This window comes from Stappia sp. G46H5W (assembly GCF_058448995.1).
Map to the genome: position 1 here is coordinate 49478 of NZ_JBZFLL010000003.1, position 18053 is coordinate 67530.

At 68.1% G+C, this 18053-nt stretch carries 14 protein-coding genes and 1 tRNA gene; 10 read left to right on the top strand and 5 right to left on the bottom strand.

Going from position 1 to position 18053, the window contains the following annotated elements; genetic code table 11:
• Positions 1–60: 60 nt before the first annotated feature.
• Positions 61–145, bottom strand: a tRNA-Leu gene (locus ACVJ6E_RS10440).
• Positions 146–427: 282 nt separating this feature from the next.
• Between ACVJ6E_RS10440 and map the strand changes: the two genes are divergently transcribed.
• The 3 genes from map to ACVJ6E_RS10455 all read left to right on the top strand — a co-directional run bounded on the left by map (position 428) and on the right by ACVJ6E_RS10455 (position 2569).
• Complete coding sequence (gene map, locus ACVJ6E_RS10445; protein ID WP_120267358.1) at positions 428–1261, top strand: type I methionyl aminopeptidase; 834 nt, start codon at positions 428–430, stop codon at positions 1259–1261.
• A gap of 26 nt (positions 1262–1287) precedes the next feature.
• Positions 1288–1998, top strand: coding sequence for a RadC family protein (gene radC, locus ACVJ6E_RS10450; protein WP_120267357.1), 711 nt, complete (start codon positions 1288–1290; stop codon positions 1996–1998).
• Positions 1999–2170: 172 nt separating this feature from the next.
• The gene (locus ACVJ6E_RS10455; RefSeq protein WP_120267356.1) at positions 2171–2569 is read left to right on the top strand and encodes a hypothetical protein; all 399 of its coding nucleotides are present in this window, start codon (positions 2171–2173) and stop codon (positions 2567–2569) included.
• 21 nt (positions 2570–2590) lie between these two features.
• Here ACVJ6E_RS10455 and ACVJ6E_RS10460 read toward each other — a convergent pair whose 3' ends face one another.
• Both ACVJ6E_RS10460 and ACVJ6E_RS10465 read right to left on the bottom strand, forming a co-directional pair.
• Positions 2591–3781, bottom strand: a complete 1191-nt coding sequence (locus tag ACVJ6E_RS10460; RefSeq protein WP_120267355.1) for an acetate/propionate family kinase — start codon at positions 3779–3781, stop codon at positions 2591–2593.
• Positions 3778–5172 carry a bifunctional enoyl-CoA hydratase/phosphate acetyltransferase gene (locus ACVJ6E_RS10465; protein WP_199680983.1) on the bottom strand — a complete coding sequence of 465 codons (1395 nt, stop codon included), beginning with the start codon at positions 5170–5172 and terminating at the stop codon, positions 3778–3780. The genes ACVJ6E_RS10460 and ACVJ6E_RS10465 overlap by 4 nt, the downstream gene beginning before the upstream one ends.
• Before the next feature lie 188 nt (positions 5173–5360).
• On the opposite strand from ACVJ6E_RS10465, the gene ACVJ6E_RS10470 reads away from it, so the two are divergent.
• From ACVJ6E_RS10470 to ACVJ6E_RS10485, 4 genes are all read left to right on the top strand, one after another.
• On the top strand, positions 5361–5945 hold the full coding sequence (locus ACVJ6E_RS10470; RefSeq protein WP_120267354.1) for a glutathione peroxidase: 585 nt from the start codon (positions 5361–5363) through the stop codon (positions 5943–5945).
• A gap of 46 nt (positions 5946–5991) precedes the next feature.
• The gene (locus ACVJ6E_RS10475; protein WP_208996610.1) at positions 5992–7560 is read left to right on the top strand and encodes a cryptochrome/photolyase family protein; all 1569 of its coding nucleotides are present in this window, start codon (positions 5992–5994) and stop codon (positions 7558–7560) included.
• 2 nt (positions 7561–7562) lie between these two features.
• Positions 7563–7724 (top strand): DUF2256 domain-containing protein, encoded by a 162-nt coding sequence (locus ACVJ6E_RS10480; RefSeq protein ID WP_120268303.1) that lies wholly within the window; start codon positions 7563–7565, stop codon positions 7722–7724.
• A gap of 115 nt (positions 7725–7839) precedes the next feature.
• Positions 7840–10089, top strand: a complete 2250-nt coding sequence (locus ACVJ6E_RS10485) for a bifunctional diguanylate cyclase/phosphodiesterase (protein ID WP_120267352.1) — start codon at positions 7840–7842, stop codon at positions 10087–10089.
• On the opposite strand, the gene ACVJ6E_RS10490 is transcribed toward ACVJ6E_RS10485, so the two are convergent.
• Together ACVJ6E_RS10490 and ppdK are read right to left on the bottom strand one after the other, a co-directional pair.
• A complete protein-coding gene (locus ACVJ6E_RS10490; RefSeq protein ID WP_120267351.1) occupies positions 10090–11034 on the bottom strand; it encodes a GTPase domain-containing protein in 945 nt (314 codons plus the stop codon).
• A gap of 4 nt (positions 11035–11038) precedes the next feature.
• Positions 11039–13711, bottom strand: a complete 2673-nt coding sequence (ppdK, locus tag ACVJ6E_RS10495; RefSeq protein ID WP_120267350.1) for a pyruvate, phosphate dikinase — start codon at positions 13709–13711, stop codon at positions 11039–11041.
• A 463-nt stretch (positions 13712–14174) separates the two neighbouring features.
• Between ppdK and ACVJ6E_RS10500 the strand changes: the two genes are divergently transcribed.
• From ACVJ6E_RS10500 to purU, 3 genes are all read left to right on the top strand, one after another.
• Positions 14175–15977 carry a tetratricopeptide repeat protein gene (locus ACVJ6E_RS10500; RefSeq protein ID WP_120267349.1) on the top strand — a complete coding sequence of 601 codons (1803 nt, stop codon included), beginning with the start codon at positions 14175–14177 and terminating at the stop codon, positions 15975–15977.
• Positions 15978–16026: 49 nt separating this feature from the next.
• Positions 16027–16971: a 4-(cytidine 5'-diphospho)-2-C-methyl-D-erythritol kinase gene (locus tag ACVJ6E_RS10505; RefSeq protein ID WP_120267348.1), complete on the top strand. Its 945-nt coding sequence runs from the start codon at positions 16027–16029 to the stop codon at positions 16969–16971.
• Positions 16972–17121: 150 nt separating this feature from the next.
• Positions 17122–18006, top strand: a complete 885-nt coding sequence (gene purU / locus ACVJ6E_RS10510; protein ID WP_067216792.1) for a formyltetrahydrofolate deformylase — start codon at positions 17122–17124, stop codon at positions 18004–18006.
• The last annotated feature ends 47 nt before the right edge of the window (positions 18007–18053 follow it).

Sequence of the window (18053 nt, forward strand, 5' to 3'; positions counted from 1 at the left end):
TCTGGCGTCGTCCGGGATCTGCGATCGTCGTCCCGTCTTGCGATGCGTGGCGGCAATCCTTGGTACGGACGGCGGGACTCGAACCCGCATGGCCAAGGCCGAGGGATTTTAAGTCCCTTGTGTCTACCGGTTCCACCACGTCCGCGCCCGCTTTGGGTACAAGCACCTTCGGGGGGACGCAAGAGGGAAGCGCGCCTTGCACCGGCAAGCGTCCTGCGTCAGCTCCGCGCCCGGCGCCGCTCAACCTTGCGGCGAAAGCGGATTGCGCCCCGCGCCCGCGCGTTTTAAGGCTATTGGAAATCCCGGCGGAGCCAGTCCCGCCCCGACCTCTTCACCCGTGCGCCGCGCACCGGTGGAGCAGCCGCGGACCCGGCGGCGTGGCGGGCGGTGGGGCCCGCGACACGAACAGCCCGGACGAGCATCTCGCATGGTCACCTATATCGACGCCGCAACGGCTCCCCTGAAGAACACCGGCCAGATCCGCCTCTACGGCCCGGAGGACTTCGCCGGCATGCACAAGGCCGGGCAGCTGACGGCCCGCTGCCTCGACGCACTGGTCGAGAAGATCGTGCCCGGCGTCACCACCCAGGAGATCGACGATTTCGTCTACCGCTTCGGCGTGGAGAACGGCGCCCTGCCGGCGACGCTGAACTATCGCGGCTACACCAAGTCGACCTGCACCTCGATCAACCACGTCGTCTGCCACGGCATCCCCAACGACAAGCCGCTCAAGGAAGGCGACATCGTCAACATCGACGTCACCTACATCCTCGACGGCTGGCACGGCGATTCCAGCCGCATGTACGCGGTCGGCAAGCTGAAGCGCGCGGCCGAGCGTCTGGTGGAGGTCACCTACGAATCGCTGCTCCGCGGCATCGAGATGGCCCGCCCCGGCAAGACCACCGGCGACATCGGCCACGCGATCCAGAGTTTCGTCGAGGCCGAGCGCTGCTCGGTGGTGCGCGACTTCTGCGGCCACGGCGTCGGCCGGCTGTTCCACGACATGCCGAACATCCTGCATTACGGCCGCCCGGGCGAAGGCATCGAGCTGAAGCCGGGAATGATCTTCACCATCGAACCGATGGTCAATCTCGGCCGGCCGCATGTGAAGGTGCTCGGCGACGGCTGGACCGCCGTCACGCGCGACCGCTCGCTGTCGGCCCAGTTCGAGCACTCGGTCGGGATCACCGCGACGGGCTGCGAGATCTTCACCCTGTCGCCCGCGGGCCTCGACAATCCGCTGACCTTCGGTCGCAGCTGACGACGGCACCACGGGAGGGGGGCGGAATGAACGGCACCGACGACGGCTTTTCCGATGCTGGCGTCGCTCCGCATTTCCATGGGCACCGCGACCGGCTGCGCCAGCGTTTCCGCGAAGGCGGCCACGCGGCGCTGCAGGATTACGAGTTGCTGGAGCTGCTGCTGTTCTCGCCGATCCGCCGCGCCGATACCAAGCCCGTCGCCAAGGCGCTGATCGACCGCTTCGGCTCCTTCGCCGAGGTGCTGGCCGCTCCGCCGGCCCGCCTCAAGGAAGTGCGCGGCGTCGGCGACCGGGTGGTGGACGAGCTGAAGCTCGCCCATGCGGTGGCCGAGCGCTTCCTGCGCGGCCAGGTTCGCGAGCGCACCGTGCTGTCGTCCTGGTCGCAGGTGATCGACTATGTGCGCACCGCCATGGCCTTTTCCGACCGGGAAGAGTTCCGCATCCTCTTCCTCGACAAGAAGAACGCGCTGATCGCCGACGAGGTGCAGCAGCGCGGCACCGTCGACCACACGCCGGTCTATCCGCGCGAGGTGATGAAGCGGGCGCTGGAACTGTCGGCCAGTGCCCTGATCCTGGTGCACAACCACCCGTCCGGCGACCCGACACCATCGCGCGCCGACATCCAGATGACCAAGCAGATCGCCGATATTGCCGGCACGCTGGGCATCGTCCTGCACGATCACATCATCGTCGGGCGCGACGGCCATGCCAGCTTCCGCGGCCTGCAGCTGATCTGACGCTCCGGCAGCGCGCTTCAAACAGCTCACGGACAGCGACACCCCGTCGCAGCTGCGCTTGACGTTTATCAACGTTCTGCCACACGCCGACGCTAGGATGATCCTCGCGGTCGTGGACGACCGCAATGATCCCGTCCCCTACACAGGGACGCTCGCAGGGAGGTCCGCAACAATGGCAGATACTCGAAAGACCGTTTCCGGGGATGGCGTCAATGCCAGCCTCGTCCCGTTCGAAATGGCCTATTGCAACCCGCTGGTCCTGATCGGCCGCATGCAATCCGAGGCGCTGCGCGCGACGCTGGACCGTCAGGTCGAGATGGTCGACTTCCTGCGCCTGCGGGTGGAAAAGGACGTCCGTCTCGCAGAGCGCCTGCTGCAGGCACGCCAGCCGGGCGATGTCGTGGCCGCCTGCAGCGAGTTCTGCAGCGACGCGCTCGAGGACTATGCCCGCGAGGGCTTCCGCGCCGCCAATCTTGTTCCCGAGGTCGCGGCCGAGACGGCAGAGCAGGTCGCGCGCGAGGCCGAAGAGGTCTCCGACGAGCTCAAGATCGCCTCTCTCGCCATCGCCTGACCGGCGAAGGCTGGTCTTTCCTCACAAAGCCGGCAGGTCGCGGACATGCTCCGCGATCATCGCCTCCTCGTCGGTGGCGATCACCCGCACCTCGACGCCGCTGTCCGGCGTGGAGATGACCGGCGCCCCGTCCGCATTCGCAGCCCTGTCGAGCCGCACGCCGAGCCAACCCAGCCGCTCGCAGACCCGCTCGCGGATTTCCGGCGCGTTCTCGCCGATGCCTGCGGTGAAGACGAAGCCGTCGAGCCCGCCGAGCACGCTGGCCAGCGCCCCCGCTTCGCGCACGATGCGATGGACGAAGACGTCGATCGCCTCCGCCGCCGCCGGCTCCGTGCTCTCCAGCAGAACCCGCATGTCGTTGGAAATGCCGGACAGGCCCAGCAAACCGGCGCGGGTGTAGAGCAGCCGCTCCGTATCGTCGATGGAGAGCCCCTCCCATCGCATCAGATGCAGCAAGGCTCCCGGATCGAGCGCGCCGCAGCGCGTTCCCATCACCAGGCCGTCCAGCGCCGTGAAGCCCATGGTCGTGTCGACGCTCTCGCCGCCCCTCAAGCCGCACATGCTGGCGCCGTTGCCCAGATGCGCGGCGATCACGCGCCCGCCATGGACGCGCGGCGACAGCATCGCCAGCCGCCGCGACACGTACTCGTAGGACAGGCCATGGAACCCGTAGCGGCGGATGCCGCGCCGCTCGAACTCGCGCGGCAGGGCAAAGCGCGTCGCAACCGCCGGCATCGTGCGGTGAAAGGCCGTGTCGAAACACACGACCTGCCGCAGGCCGGGCCGCGTGCGGGCGATCTCCCGGATCGGCGCCAGATTGTGCGGCACATGCAGCGGCGCCAGCTCCGCCAGATCGCCGAGCAGTTCCAGCAGCTCCGGCGTCACCTCCTCCGGCATCCGGTGGCCCGCCCCGCCATGCACCACCCGGTGGCCGATGCCGGCAAGACGACGCCCGGCCAGTTCTGCGTCGATCCGCGCCAGAAGATGATCGAGCGAGGCCTCGAACCGCGTTTCCGCCCAGGTTTCATCGGTCAGGAGCCCGCCTTGTGCATCCTTCAGGCGGAAACGCTGCCCCGCCCCATCCTCTCGCAGCTCGCCCCGCCGCCAGAGCTGCAGGGCCCCGTCGGCGGCAAGGTCGAAGATCGCCAGCTTGATACTCGAAGAGCCGGCATTGAGCGTCAGGATCGCGCCGGTATCGCCCTGCCCGCTCATGCCCCGACCTCCCCGCCGGCGGCGGCAAGACGGGCACGCGCGAGCTTCGCGGCGACCGCGCAGGAGGCAAGGCGCGTACGCTCGGCGTCCGCCCGGCTGGTCAGGATGATCGGCACCCTTGCGCCCAGGACGACGCCTGCGGCATCGGCCCCGGCCAGGAATGTCAGCTGCTTGGCGAGAATGTTGCCGGCCTCGAGATCCGGCACCACCAGGATGTCGGCCTCGCCCGCCACCGGCGAGACGATGCCCTTTTCCCGCGCCGCCTCCAGGCTGATCGCATTGTCGAAGGCCAGCGGGCCGTCGACGAGCCCGCCGGTGATCTGGCCCCGGTCCGTCATCTTGCAGAGCGCTGCCGCGTCCAGCGTCGAGGCAAGCTTCGGGTTGATGGTTTCCACCGCCGACAGGATCGCCACCTTCGGCAGCGCGATTCCCATCGCATGGGCAAGATCGATGGCGTTCTGGATGATGTCCCGCTTGATCGCGAGATCGGGAGCGATGTTGACCGCCGCATCGGTTACCAGCAGCGGCCGGGGATGGCCGGGCACGTCCATCAGATAGACATGCGACAGGCGCCGCTCGGTTCGCAGCCCCTTGGTCCGGTCGAGAACCGCGTGCAGCAGTTCGTCCGTATGCAGCGACCCCTTCATCAGCAGCGCAGCTTCGCCGGACCGCACCAACGCCACCGCAGCTTCGGCGGCCGCGTGGCTGTGCGGCGCCTCCACCAGGCGGAACCGGTCGATGGCAACGCCCGCCTCGGCCGCGGCCTGCTCGATCCTCCCGCGCGGGCCGACCAGGATCGGCACGACGATGCCGGCATCCGCCGCTTCCGCCGCGGCGGCAATGGCCGGCGCGCTGCAGGGATGGGCGACGGCGGCAACCGGCGGCGCACTGGAGGCAGCTTCCGCCATCAGCGCGCGGAACCGCTCGTGCCGGCTCATGCGGATATCGGGCAGTTCGACCCTCGGCCGGCGGATCTTCTCGTCCGGTGCACGCACATGGATGGTGCCGGACGCGACCGCCCGGCCCGCCTCGGTGCGGCATTCGCAGGACAGGACCAGTTCCCGCGTCTCGGCTACCCGCCCGGTGACGGCAAGCGTCAGCACCAGGGCATCGCCGGCGGAGACCGGCCCCTGAAAGGCAAGCTCCTGCGCCAGCGTCACGCCGCCCGGCCCAGGCAATTCCGTCGCAACCAGCAGCGACACCAGTCCCGTGACGATCGGGCCGGCGCTGGCCCCCTCTCCGCCGCTGCCCCCACCCGCGATCACCGCCAGCAGGTCGATATCCTGCTGGACGAGGGTACGACGCAACACGGCGCTGTCGCCGGTCGCGATCTCGTCGAAGGTCCGGTTCTCCACCATGTCATGGCTGGTGGCGCCCGCTCGAATGTCCATGAAAGCTCGGTCCCGGCTCGTCTTTGGGTGGCAGTCGGTCGCGCGGGAGCATGTATGGCCCCTGCCCCAGCATGCAATCCGTCGTTCTCCGGACCATGCACCGCTCTTCACGAGCAGGCGCGGAAACCGCAGCGGCAATCCGCCGGCCTTTTTTCAACGTAACACATGACGAACGGGAGGATCCGGCCATGAACCGTCTGCTTGCAAGCCTTGCCTGTGCACTCATCGCCCTTGGCGCGGTCTTGCCCGCGCCCGTTCGGGCGGACCAGGCGAACGCACACGACTTCTCGCTGACGGCAATCGACGGCTCGGCAATGCCGCTCTCCGCCTATCGCGGCAAGACCGTCCTCGTCGTGAACACCGCCTCGCGCTGCAGTTTCACCCAGCAATATGCGCCGCTGCAGGCGCTGTACGAGACCTATCGCGACCGCGGGCTGGTCGTGATCGGCGTCCCCTCCAACGATTTCGGCGGACAGGAGCCGGGCACGGAGGGCGACATCGAGGACTTCACACGCTCCGCCTACCGGGTCGACTTTCCGCTGACCAACAAGACCTCGGTGCGCGGCGAGGCGGCAACGCCCTTCTACAAGTGGGTGACACGCGAAGCCGGGCCGCTCGGCGCCCCGCGCTGGAACTTCCAGAAATATCTGATCGGCCCCGACGGCCGGCTGGTGGACTGGTACTCGCCGATGACCGAGCCGGATTCCCCGCGCCTGCGCGCCGCCATCGAGCGCAGCCTCGCCACCCACCCCTCGCCCGCCGGCGGATCCTGAACGCCGGGCTCGCCGACGCTCGACATTGCCGACGAAGACGATTGCCGTGACCTCCCCTCCCGCCCCTGCCTTGCAGGTCGTCTGGTTCAAGCGCGACCTCAGAACCCATGACCACGAGCCGCTGGCGCGGGCGGCGGAGCGTGGGCCCGTCCTGCCCCTGTTCGTTGTCGAACCGAACCTGTGGCGGCAAGTGGACATGTCCGCCCGTCACTGGGCTTTCGTCGCCGAAGCCCTGACCGCACTCAACGCGGATCTCGCCCGCCTCGGCCAGCCGCTGGTCATTCGTCATGGAGAGGTGGTCGAAGTCCTCGCCCGCGTCCATGCCGCGCGGGGCATCGCCGTCCTGTGGTCGCATCAGGAGACGGGCAACGGCTGGACCTTCGCCCGCGACCGGCAGGTCGGCGCGTGGTGCCGGGCGCATGGGGTCCCCTGGCACGAACTGCGCCAGGACGGCGTGACCCGCCGGCTGCGCAGCCGCGACGGCTGGGCGGCAGGATGGGAGCGCGACATGGCCGCGCCGCAGGTCGCGGCTCCCGTCCTCGCCCCGCTCTCGCTTGCCGATACCGGGCGCATCCCGGCTGCTGCCGACCTCGGACTTGCGACAGACGTCTGCCCCGGCCGACAGCCTGGCGGCCGACCGGCAGGCCTCGCCTGCCTCGACAGCTTCCTCCACCGCCGGGGCGAGCCGTACCGCGCGGCCATGTCCAGCCCCGTGCTTGCCTTCGACGCCTGCTCACGCCTCTCGCCGCATCTGGCCTTGGGCACCCTGTCGCTGCGCGAGACGCTGCAGGCCTGCCGCACCCGCCAGCGTGCCTTGCGCGATGGCCCCGCATCCGCGCGCGGGTGGCGACAGTCGCTCTCCTCGTTCGACGGCCGCCTGCACTGGCGTTCGCATTTCATGCAGAAGCTGGAGGATGCGCCCTCGCTGGAATTCCGCAACCTGCACCGCGCCTATGACGGCCTGCGCCCGCCGGCGGAAAGCGAGCCGGCCCGCCTTGCCGCCTGGATGCGCGGAGAGACCGGCCTGCCCTTCGTCGATGCCTGCATGCGGGCGCTCACCGCCACCGGCTGGATGAACTTCCGCATGCGCGCGATGCTGATGGCGGTGGCGAGCTACCACCTGTGGCTCGACTGGCGCCGGCCGGGCGAGCATCTCGCCCGCCTGTTCACCGATTACGAGCCGGGCATTCACTGGCCGCAGGTGCAGATGCAGTCCGGCACCACCGGCATCAACACGGTGCGCATCTACAATCCGGTGAAGCAGGGCATCGACCAGGACCCGGATGGTACCTTCACGCGGGCCTGGGTGCCGGAACTGGCGCCGGTGCCGGACCGGTTCCTTCACGAGCCGTGGAAGTGGGAGGGCGCGGCAGGCCTGCTCGGCAGCCGCTATCCTGCCCCCATCGTCGACCATCTGGCGGCGGCACGCCATGCTCGCGAGGCTGTCTGGGGACGGCGCGCCGCCACCGGGTTTCGCGATGCCGCCGACCGCATCCAGCAACGTCACGGCAGCCGGCGCAGCGGCCTTTCCGTACCCGCGCGCGGCAAGCGCTCGCCCCCCGACACCGGCCAGCTCTCGCTGGCGCTCGACACCGCCGAAGATCGCAAACCATGAAGATGCGCAAGCCTGGCGACCTGCCGAAGAAAGTCTGTGCGACCTGCGGCCGTCCCTTTGCGTGGCGACGCAAATGGCGCCTCGCATGGGATGAGGTCCGCCACTGCTCCCAACGCTGCCGGGAGAACCGCAACCGACCGTCTAAACATGAGAATACGGGCTAAGTCATTGCGGATGATAAGAAATTCAAAACAGGTGTTTACGCAGATTAACCAAGCATTGATGGTCATTTGTTAACAGCCGCCATGGCACCTTCGCCGCATTATCGAGGGGCTCGCAATGGTAGCGACACGAACCGACACAGGCGCACGTCTGGCAAATGCTATCCTGTTTCCCGTTGTGGGACTGGTGCTGCTCGCCATTGCGTTTTCGGTAGCGCTGATCGCCTATACGTCCCGGTCCGCCGACATCGCCGCCCTCAACAGTGAACGCTCCCTTCTGCGAGGCAGCACCAACCTCCAGCTGGAGCTGCTGGCCAAGGAACAGGAAGGCGTCGCGGTCTGGGACCAGTCGTTTTTCTACGCCCGGCCCGAGACGTTGAGCATCGACTGGCTCGACAGCAATATCGGCCTGTGGCTCTTCGCCAACTACGGCCACGACCAGACCATCATCATCGATATCGACGGCAACCCGATCTACAATTCCGTCCGTGGCAAGCGCATGCCGGTGGAACAGACCGCGGCGCTGCTCGATGACATCAAGCCGCTGGTGGCCCGGGCGCGGGCCCGCTTCATCGCCAGTTTCGACCGGCTGCCGTCCGGCCTGTTCTACATCGAGCGCCCGCCGAGCGGCTTCACCCGGTCGCTGTACGAAACCGGCCTGGCATCCTTCGAAGGCGAGCCGGCCATGGTGGCGGCGACGGCGATCAGCCCGGAGCTGAAGCAATTCCTGTCCAAGCGCCGCGGCCCGGCCGTGGTCGTCAGCCTCAAGAAACTGGATTCCGAGCGGCTGGAAGCCCTGGCCGAACGCTCGGGCATCACCGGCTTGCGTTCGATCACCAATCCGGCCGGCACCCCCGCAAGCATGGAGCTGCGCAACCCGCGCGCCCAGAATATCGGCTATCTCGCCTGGCAGGCGGAGAACCCGGGCTCTTCGATCCTGTCGGGCGTCGGGCCGATCCTGTTCTTCCTTGCCGCGACCATCGCCGGCCTCACCGGCCTGGTGTTGTTCTACACCCGCCAGAACACGCGCCGGCTCGCCGAAAGCGAGGCCCGGGCCCAGCACGCCGCGCTGCATGACAGCCTGACCGGCCTTGCCAACCGCGACTATTTCGCCAGCAGCTTCCGCGAGGAGCTGGCAAGCTGGCATGCCGCGAAGGGCCTGCTTGGCGTGATCTATATCGATCTCGACCACTTCAAGGACATCAACGACACGCTCGGACATGCCGCTGGCGACGAGGTGATCCGCGAGGCGGCCCGCCGGTTGCGCGTGCTGGTGCCGGAAGAGGCGACGCTCGCGCGCATCAGCGGCGACGAGTTCGCCCTGCTGCTGCCCGGCTGCGAATCCCGGGAGCTGATCGAACAGGTACTGAAGCGCATGCAGGATCGCTTTGCCGTGCCGATGTATATCGGCGGCAACCACCTGCATGTCAGCCTGAGCGTCGGTGCCGCGATCGCCCCGGAAGACAGCCTGTCGATGGGCGAGCTGCTGCGCAAGGCGGACATCGCGCTCTATTCCGCCAAGGCGAGCGGCCGCGGCCGCTGGGCCTTCTTCGAGGCCTGCATGGAAGAGCATGTGCGCACCCGCGAGAGCCTTGCGCACGCCTTGCGCGATGCCATCGCCCGCAGCAAGCTCGACGTCGTCTACCAGCCGCAAACCACCATCGACGGCACCAAGGTCCTGTCGGTCGAGGCCCTGCTGCGCTGGACGGATCCGGAAATGGGTGCGATCAGCCCGGCGACCTTCGTGCCGATCGCCGAAGAAACCGGCCTCATCAACGATCTGGGCCTCTATGTGCTGCGCCGTGCCTGCCAGGACGCCGCCGCCTGGCCGCATCTTGGCCTTGCGGTCAATGTCTCGCCGACCCAGTTCCGCCATCCGCGCTTCATCGAGGATCTGCGCGGCACGCTGGAGGCCTGCAATTTCGAGCCGTCGCGGCTGGAGATCGAGGTCACCGAGTCGGTCTTTGCCGACAACGACAACGACATTCTCAAGATCCTCACCCAGGTGCAGGAAATGGGCGTGCGCGTCGCCCTCGACGATTTCGGCGTCGGCTATTCGAGCCTCAGCTACCTGCGCCGCTTCCCCTTCGACACGCTGAAGATCGACCGCTCCTTCATTGCCGACCTGGAAATCGCCCCGCACGCCCATGCGATCCTGTCGACGATCATCGACCTTGGAGAGGCACTGGGCATGAAGGTGGTGGCAGAAGGCATCGAGACCCGACAGCAGGCGATGATCCTGCAGCGGACCAATTGCGACCGCCTGCAGGGCTTCTATCTGTCGCGGCCGATCCCGCCGGCAGCCATCGCCCAGGCGGAGGCCCGCCTGTCGGGCGAGGACCAGCAGAGCGTGCCGCTGAGGGCGTGATCAGGGAGCAATCCGGGTCCGCAGCTGCGCATCCAGCCGTGCAATGGCACGGAACGGCCCGCCGCTCTCGGCCAGCGCAGCATCGATGTCGCAAGCATCGCGCCCCACCGTACCGAAACGCCGGTTGACGGCATCGACCACCCAGTGTCTTTGCTGCCGCTTGCGGCGCCCGGCCAGTTCTCCGGCGGCCTCCAGCTTTGCCGCATGAGCATCGCACGCCGCGACCGCCTCCGCGATCCCCTGCTCCGCCGTCGCCGAGACGGTCAGTACCGCCGGCAGACCGGCACCCGCCGGGCGGGCCAGCGATAGCGCGCCCTGCACGTCCGCGGCTGCACGCCGCGCCAGCGCGCCCATGTCCGCCTTGGTGACCAGCACCAGGTCGGGCAGTTCCATCACTCCGGCTTTCATGAATTGCAGACTGTCGCCCGAGCCCGGCTGGATGCACAGGGCCAGCGTGTCGGCGACATGGGCAACGTCGGCCTCCGACTGGCCGATGCCGACGGATTCGACGATCACCCGGTCCATCACCGCGCGCATCAGGACGACGGCAGCGATGGCATGGTCGGAAAGCCCGCCGAGCCGGTCGCGCGCCGCCATGGAGCGCACGAAGACGCCCGTGTCTTCCGGGTCGGTGGAAAGCCGCGTGCGGTCGCCGAGCAGCGCCCCGCCGGTGATCTGTGAGGAAGGATCGACGGCGATCACGCCGATGCTCTCGCCTCGCGCCCGATAGGCGCGGATCAAGGCGTTGGTCAGCGTCGACTTGCCGACGCCCGGCGGGCCGGTAAGCCCGAGAACGCGGCCGCCCGCCGCCCCTGCCGCCTCATCGAGAAGCTGCAGGAACGTAGGGTCGGCCGCGGCTGTCTCGATGGCCGACAGCGTGCGGGCGAGCGCCGGCTTGCCGCCGGCGGCAAGCTCAGCGATGGTCCCCGGCCGCCGGACCGCCATGGCCTCAGGCCGCTTTCTTCGCCTTCAGCGCCGCCTGCGCCGCCGCCAGTCGGGCGATCGGCACGCGGAACGGCGAACAGGACACATAGTCGAGCCCGACGCTCTCGCAGAAGGTGATCGAGGCCGGGTCGCCGCCATGCTCGCCGCAGATGCCGAGCTTGAGGCCCGGGCGGGCCGCCCGGCCGCGCTCGGCGCCGATGCGGATCAGCTCGCCGACGCCTTCCTGGTCGAGCGAGACGAACGGATCCCGCTCGATCACGCCCATGCGCTGGTAGGGGCCGAGGAACGAGGCCGCATCGTCACGCGAGATGCCGAAGGTCGTCTGGGTCAGGTCGTTGGTGCCGAACGAGAAGAACTCCGCGGTCTCGGCGATCTCGCCGGCGCGCAGGCAGGCCCGCGGCAGCTCGATCATCGTGCCGACCTGATAGTCGATGGTGATGCCCGTTTCCTGCGCCACAGCCTTGGCCATCGCATCGATGCGTGCGCGCACCATGTCCAGCTCCGCCTTGACGCCGACTAGCGGCACCATGATCTCCGGCGTCACCGGCGCTCCGGTCGTCTTGCCGGCCGCAACGGCGCCCTCGAAGATGGCGCGCGCCTGCATCTCGGCGATCTCGGGATAGGTCACCAGCAGCCGGCATCCACGATGGCCCAGCATCGGGTTGAACTCGTTGAGATCATGCGCCCGCTGCCGCAGCACCTCGCTGTCGACGCCCATCACCGCTGCGACCTCAGCGATCTCCTCCTCGCTATGCGGCAGGAACTCGTGCAGCGGCGGGTCGAGCAGACGGATCGTCACGGGTAGGCCCTGCATGATCTCGAACAGCTCGGTGAAGTCGCCGCGCTGCATCGGCAGCAGCTTGTCCAGCGCCGCGCGGCGGCCCTGCTCGGTCTCCGACAGGATCATCTCGCGAACCGCGACGATGCGCTCTCCTTCAAAGAACATGTGCTCGGTACGGCACAGGCCGATGCCTTCGGCGCCGAAGCCGCGCGCCGCGCGCGCATCCGCCGGCGTCTCGGCATTGGTGCGAACCGCCATCCGCCGGTGGACGTCGGCCCACTCCATCAGCCGGGCGAACTCGCCGGACATTTCCGGCTGCAGCATCGCCACCTCGCCGACCAGGACCTGGCCGGTGGTGCCGTCGATGGTGATCACGTCGCCCTTGGACAGCTTGCGGCCCGAGACCGTCAGCGTCGCCGTGCGATAGTCGATCCGCAGCGCACCGGCGCCGGAGACGCAGGGCTTGCCCATGCCGCGCGCCACCACCGCCGCGTGGCTGGTCATGCCGCCGCGCGTCGTCAGGATGCCTTCGGCCGCATGCATCCCGTGAATGTCCTCGGGGCTTGTCTCGACGCGCACCAGGATCACCTTCCGGCCCGCAGCCTTCGCCTCTTCCGCCTCGTCGGAGGAGAAGACGATGGCGCCGGACGCAGCCCCCGGCGAGGCCGGCAGGCCGGTCGCGATCACATCGCGCTCCGCCGCCGGGTCGATCATCGGGTGCAGCAGCTGGTCGAGAGCGGCCGGGTCGACACGCATCACCGCTTCCTCGGTGGAGATCAGACCCTCGTCGGCCATCTCCACGGCGATCTTCAGCGCGGCGCGCGCCGTGCGCTTGCCCGAGCGCGTCTGCAGCATCCACAGGCGTCCGCGCTCGATGGTGAACTCGAGATCCTGCATGTCGCGATAGTGGCCTTCCAGCCGGTCGCAGATCTCGGTGAACTGGGCAAAGGCCTCGGGCATCGCCCGCTCCAGCGACAGCGCGTCGGAGCCGGCGGCAATGCGCGCGGCCTCGGTGATGTCCTGCGGCGTGCGGATGCCGGCGACCACGTCCTCGCCCTGCGCGTTGATCAGGAACTCGCCGTAGAGCGCCTTCTCGCCGGTCGACGGATTGCGGGTGAAGGCAACGCCGGTGGCCGAGTCCTCGCCCATGTTGCCGAACACCATCGCCTGCACGTTGACCGCCGTGCCCCAGTCGTTGGGAATGTCGTGCAGCCGGCGATAGGTGATGGCGCGCGCGCTTTCCCAGGACAGGAAGACAGCGCCGATGGCGCCCCACAGCTGCTCGTGCGGGTCCTGCGGGAACGGCGTGCCGAGTTCGTCCTCGACCAGGGCCTTGTAGCTGGTGATGACCTGCTGCCAGTCTTCGGCCGTCAGATCGGTGTCGAGATCGCGGCCGTGCTCGTTCTTGAACTCCTCGAGGATCTCCTCGAAGGCATGGTGATCGAGGCCCATCACCACGTCGGAATACATCTGGATGAAGCGGCGGTAGCTGTCATAGGCGAAGCGCGGATCGCCTGCGGCCTCGGCCAGCGCCGGCACCGTGGCGTCGTTGAGGCCGAGGTTGAGCACCGTGTCCATCATGCCCGGCATGGAGACCCGCGCGCCGGAGCGCACCGAGACCAGCAGCGGGTTGGTGGTGTCGCCGAAACGGCGGCCGGTGATACGGCCGACCTCCTCGAGCGCTGCGTCCACCTGGGCGCGCAGCTCGTCCGGATAGGTCTTGTCGTGGCTGTCGAACCAGGTGCAGACCTCGGTGGTGATCGTGAAGCCGGGCGGCACCGGCAGTCCCAGATTGCTCATCTCGGCAAGGTTGGCTCCCTTGCCGCCGAGCAGGTTCCTCATTTCGGCAGTGCCTTCGGCCTTGCCGTCACCGAAACCGAACACCCATTTGGTCATGCCGCCTGCATCCTCTCGCTTCGGGGCTTGCGATCGCGCGCCCCGGAGGCGCCGGACCCTGCGCTTGAGGTCGCGTGCGCCTCCCTCCCCGGATGCCCACCCCCATAAATGATGCAGTGCACGAAACAAAGGTTTTTTGCGCAATCGGCCGGCCGGTTATTGATGCAGGCTATGGTTCGGGCCGTTTTCCGCCCCCCGGCAAAGGAGCCCGGGCCCGCACGGCAGGCCGTTCGACGCCTTACGATTCTCGCAGGTGCCGCATTGCCGCCGGCATTGTGGCGCCCCATATCGCCTGACAGCATGCGAAACTGGCGCCTCGCCGACCGCGCAGCGTGAGCCGGCTTTCCGGCTCCGCCGGTCGCACCTGCTTGCAGGAGAGACATATTGCGGCCATCCTCGCAGGCAAAATCAGGCGGATGACTCGCCGCATTCGCGCCAAAGCAGGGGCATTGAGACAATCCGGATGACAACACGCCGCCTCACCCGAACCGCCCGCCGCGGCAGCCTCGCCTGCAGCGTCGCCCTTCTGGCCTCGCTCGCGGCCCTTTCATCCGCCCCTCCGGCTTTCGCCGAAACCCATGCCCAGGCGACCGACATCGACCCGGATTTCAGCTCGGGCACTCCCGAAGGCCTGCCCATCACGCTGAGCGGCAGCTATCTGTCCGGGCGCCTTGCCGGGCAGAGCAACGATCTCGACAATGCCGCCACCTTTTTCGGCGAGGCGCTTCTGGTCGATCCGGGCAACCCCTTCCTGCTCGACCGCACCTTCGTTCTGAAGCTGGCGAACGGCGACCTTGCCGAAGCGCTGGAACTGGCCGAACGCCTCAAGGGCGAGCAGGCCGACCACTTCCTCGCCGGGCTGATGCTGGCGGTCGAGGAGATGCGTGCCGGCAAGAACGCCAAGGCCGGCGAGTATCTTTCCGACGGCGGCCGCGGCCCGCTGGCCGAGCTTGCGGCAGGGCTCCTGTCCGCCTGGGCGCTGGCCGGCGACGGCAAGACCGACGAGGCCCTGGCGCGGATCTCGCGGCTGAACGGGCCGAGCTGGTACACCGTCTTTGTCGCCTACCATACCGGCCTGATCCAGGACTTCGCGGGCCGGAGCAAGGACGCGGAGGCGAACTTCCGCGATGCCTACAGCGCCGACCGGGGCGCTCTGCGCGTCGTCAATGCCTACGCCCTGTCGCTCTATCGCAACGGCGACAAGGAGGCCGCGCTCAAGGTGCTGGCCGAGTTCAACGCGATGCTGCCCGACCACCCGGTGCTGGTGGCCACCCGCAAGCGGATCGAGAGCGGCGAGACCATCGAGCGCATCGCCGCAAGCCCGCAGGTGGGCGCAGCCGAGGTGCTTTACGGGCTCGGCGCGGCCATCGGCCGCGACGGCGGCGAGGAGCTCTCCGCGACCTTCCTGCAGCTCGCCCTGCATCTGGACGAGGAGGCCGATGTCGCGGCAATCGCGCTGGCCGGCCTCTTCGACCGCATGGGCCGCTTCCAGCGCTCCATCGAGGTTCTGTCCGGTGTGCCGGAGTCCTCTCCGCTCAAGCGCGATGCCGAGATCCAGGTGGGCATCAACTACAACGCCCTCGACAATCTGGACGAGGCGCGCGCCCACCTCTCGGCCCTGGTGGAGAAGGATCCGAGCGACCTCGATGCCGTGGTCGCGCTCGGTAACGTCCTGAGATCTCACAAGCTTTTCAAGGAGGCCGATGAGGCCTACACCAAGGGCATCGAGACCATCGCCGAGCCGGAAGCCAAGCACTGGACGATCTTCTACTATCGCGGCATCTGCCGCGAACGGCTGAAGACCTGGGGTCCGGCCGAGGCCGACTTCCGCCTGTCGCTGAAGCTGTCGCCCGAGCAGCCGCTGGTGCTCAACTACCTCGGATATTCTCTTGTAGATCAAGGGCTTAAGCTACCCGAGGCGCTGGACATGATCCGCAAGGCGGTCGAGCTGCGCCCGCGCGACGGCTACATCGTCGACAGCCTCGGCTGGGCCTACTATCGCCTCCACCGCTACGAGGAGGCGGTGACCGAGCTGGAGCGCGCCGTCGAGCTGCGGCCGCAGGATCCGGTGCTCAACGACCATCTGGGCGATGCCTACTGGAAGGTCGGGCGCCGGCTGGAGGCGCGGTTCCAGTGGAACCACGCCCGCGATCTCGGCCCCGAGCCGGAAGAGCTACCGAAGATTCTCGAGAAGATCGAGAAGGGCCTGCAGGAAGACGGCGAGCCGCCCGCGGCCAAGGCCGAGCCGAAGCAGAACGGCGGCTGACGCCGCCGTGAGCCCTGCCGATCCGGCGGACAGCCCGACGCCGGGAGAGATGCCCGGCGCGGGGATATCCGTAGGCGGGCCCCGCCCCGCTCCTCTGCTCGCGCGCGCCAAGATCAACTACGCCCTGCATGTCACCGGCCGACGCGCCGACGGCTATCACCTGTTGCAAAGCCTTGTCGCCTTTGCCGAATTCGGCGACCAACTGTCGGCAGAGCGAGCTGCAGGGACAGACCATGCGCTGACGCTCACAGGGCCCTTCGCCGGCGCACTCGCCGCCGATACGGGCGGGGATAACCCGGCGGGCGACAATCTCGTCCTGCGCGCGCTTGCCGCGCTCGCCCGCGCGTTCGGCACCGCCCTTCCGCCCCTCGCCCTGACCCTCGACAAGCGCCTGCCGGTCGCCTCCGGCATCGGCGGCGGCTCGGCCGATGCGACTGCGGCACTGCGGCTCGGCTTCGCCGCGATGACCGGCCGCGAGCCCAGCGAGAGCGAGATGGCGCGGCTCGCGGAGATCGCCGAAACGCTCGGCGCCGACGTGCCGATGTGCCTGACCTCAAAGCCGGCGCTGGTCTCTGGCACCGGCACCGAGGTCGCGCCTCTTCCCCGCTTTCCGGGCCATGCGATCCTCCTGGCAAATCCGGGCTTACCCGTTGCAACGCCTCACGTTTTCGCGCAGCTGAAGCGCCGCGACAACCCGCCGCTCTCCCCGCTTGCCGACCGCGACCTCGCCTCCTTCGATGCGCTGGTTGCCTGGCTGGAGCAAACGCGGAACGACCTGGAAGCACCGGCGCTCGCGCTGGCACCGCCGATCGCCGATGTGCTTGCCGCGCTGCGCGTCGCACCCGGCACGCGCCTTGCCCGCATGTCCGGATCCGGCGCGACATGCTTCGCGCTGTTCGCGGGGATAGAGGAGGCCGAGCGGGAGGCCCTCCGGCTCGCCGCGCAGCATCCCGGCTGGTGGATCCAGGCCGCGCCCGTCGCGGCGGTCGCCTGAGGCGAAACCGCACGCCTGCCCGTCGCAAATCGGCGCCAACGCGCCGTTTTTCGAAATGTCCCCGGCGCGCGAACGCGACAACACTTGGACAACCCGCGACACTCCGCTATCGCGTGGACCTGTTGTCCTCTCAGCCGGGAATCATCACTGATGAGCGCCTTCGCCCTGACCGTCACCTGCCGCTCGACCCGCGGCATCGTCGCCGCCATCTCCACCTATCTGGCGGAGCATGGTTGCAACATCACCGACAGCGCCCAGTTCGACGACCGCGAGACCGGGAATTTCTTCATGCGCGTCAGCTTCAACAGCGAGACCGGCGCAAGCCTGGACGAGCTGTCGGGCGGCTTCGCGCCCCATGCCGAGACCTTCGGAATGGACTTTTCGTTCCATGACGAGAAGGCGCAAATGAAGGTTTTAATTATGGTTTCCCGGTTCGGGCACTGCCTGAACGACATTTTGTACCGGTGGCGGATCGGCGCGCTGCCCATCGACATCGTCGGCGTGATCTCCAACCACCTCGACTACCAGAAGCTGGTGGTGAACCACGATATCCCCTTCCACTACATAAAGGTGACGAAGGATAACAAGGCGGAGGCCGAGGCGCGCCAGATGGCGATCGTCGAGGAAACCGGCGCGGAACTGGTGGTTCTGGCCCGCTACATGCAGGTGCTGTCGACGCGCATGTGCGAGGAAATGGCCGGGCGGATCATCAACATCCACCACTCTTTCCTCCCCAGCTTCAAGGGCGCCAACCCGTACAAGCAGGCCTTCGCGCGCGGCGTGAAGCTGATCGGCGCGACCTCCCACTACGTCACCAGCGACCTCGACGAGGGGCCGATCATCGAGCAGGACACGGTGCGCGTCACTCATGCCCAGTCGCCCGAGGATTACGTCTCGCTCGGCCGCGACGTGGAGAGCCAGGTGCTCGCCCGCGCCATCCACGCGCATATCCACCGCCGCGTTTTCCTCAACGGAAACAAGACGGTGGTCTTCCCGGCGAGCCCGGGCAGCTACGCGTCGGAGCGGATGGGCTGAGGGGATAACCGGCCCCACGGGGCTGGTGCCGCCACGGGGACAACCCG

What these genes read in the sequence shown, in the direction of transcription:
- map (WP_120267358.1), top strand. Translation starts at nt 428, where the DNA reads ATGGTCACCTATATCGACGCCGCAACGGCTCCCCTGAAGAACACCGGC.
- radC (WP_120267357.1), top strand. Translation starts at nt 1,288, where the DNA reads ATGAACGGCACCGACGACGGCTTTTCCGATGCTGGCGTCGCTCCGCAT.
- ACVJ6E_RS10455 (WP_120267356.1), top strand. Translation starts at nt 2,171, where the DNA reads ATGGCAGATACTCGAAAGACCGTTTCCGGGGATGGCGTCAATGCCAGC.
- ACVJ6E_RS10460 (WP_120267355.1), bottom strand. Translation starts at nt 3,781, where the DNA reads ATGAGCGGGCAGGGCGATACCGGCGCGATCCTGACGCTCAATGCCGGC.
- ACVJ6E_RS10465 (WP_199680983.1), bottom strand. Translation starts at nt 5,172, where the DNA reads ATGGACATTCGAGCGGGCGCCACCAGCCATGACATGGTGGAGAACCGG.
- ACVJ6E_RS10470 (WP_120267354.1), top strand. Translation starts at nt 5,361, where the DNA reads ATGAACCGTCTGCTTGCAAGCCTTGCCTGTGCACTCATCGCCCTTGGC.
- ACVJ6E_RS10480 (WP_120268303.1), top strand. Translation starts at nt 7,563, where the DNA reads ATGCGCAAGCCTGGCGACCTGCCGAAGAAAGTCTGTGCGACCTGCGGC.
- ACVJ6E_RS10485 (WP_120267352.1), top strand. Translation starts at nt 7,840, where the DNA reads ATGGTAGCGACACGAACCGACACAGGCGCACGTCTGGCAAATGCTATC.
- ACVJ6E_RS10490 (WP_120267351.1), bottom strand. Translation starts at nt 11,034, where the DNA reads ATGGCGGTCCGGCGGCCGGGGACCATCGCTGAGCTTGCCGCCGGCGGC.
- ppdK (WP_120267350.1), bottom strand. Translation starts at nt 13,711, where the DNA reads ATGACCAAATGGGTGTTCGGTTTCGGTGACGGCAAGGCCGAAGGCACT.
- ACVJ6E_RS10500 (WP_120267349.1), top strand. Translation starts at nt 14,175, where the DNA reads ATGACAACACGCCGCCTCACCCGAACCGCCCGCCGCGGCAGCCTCGCC.
- ACVJ6E_RS10505 (WP_120267348.1), top strand. Translation starts at nt 16,027, where the DNA reads ATGCCCGGCGCGGGGATATCCGTAGGCGGGCCCCGCCCCGCTCCTCTG.
- purU (WP_067216792.1), top strand. Translation starts at nt 17,122, where the DNA reads ATGAGCGCCTTCGCCCTGACCGTCACCTGCCGCTCGACCCGCGGCATC.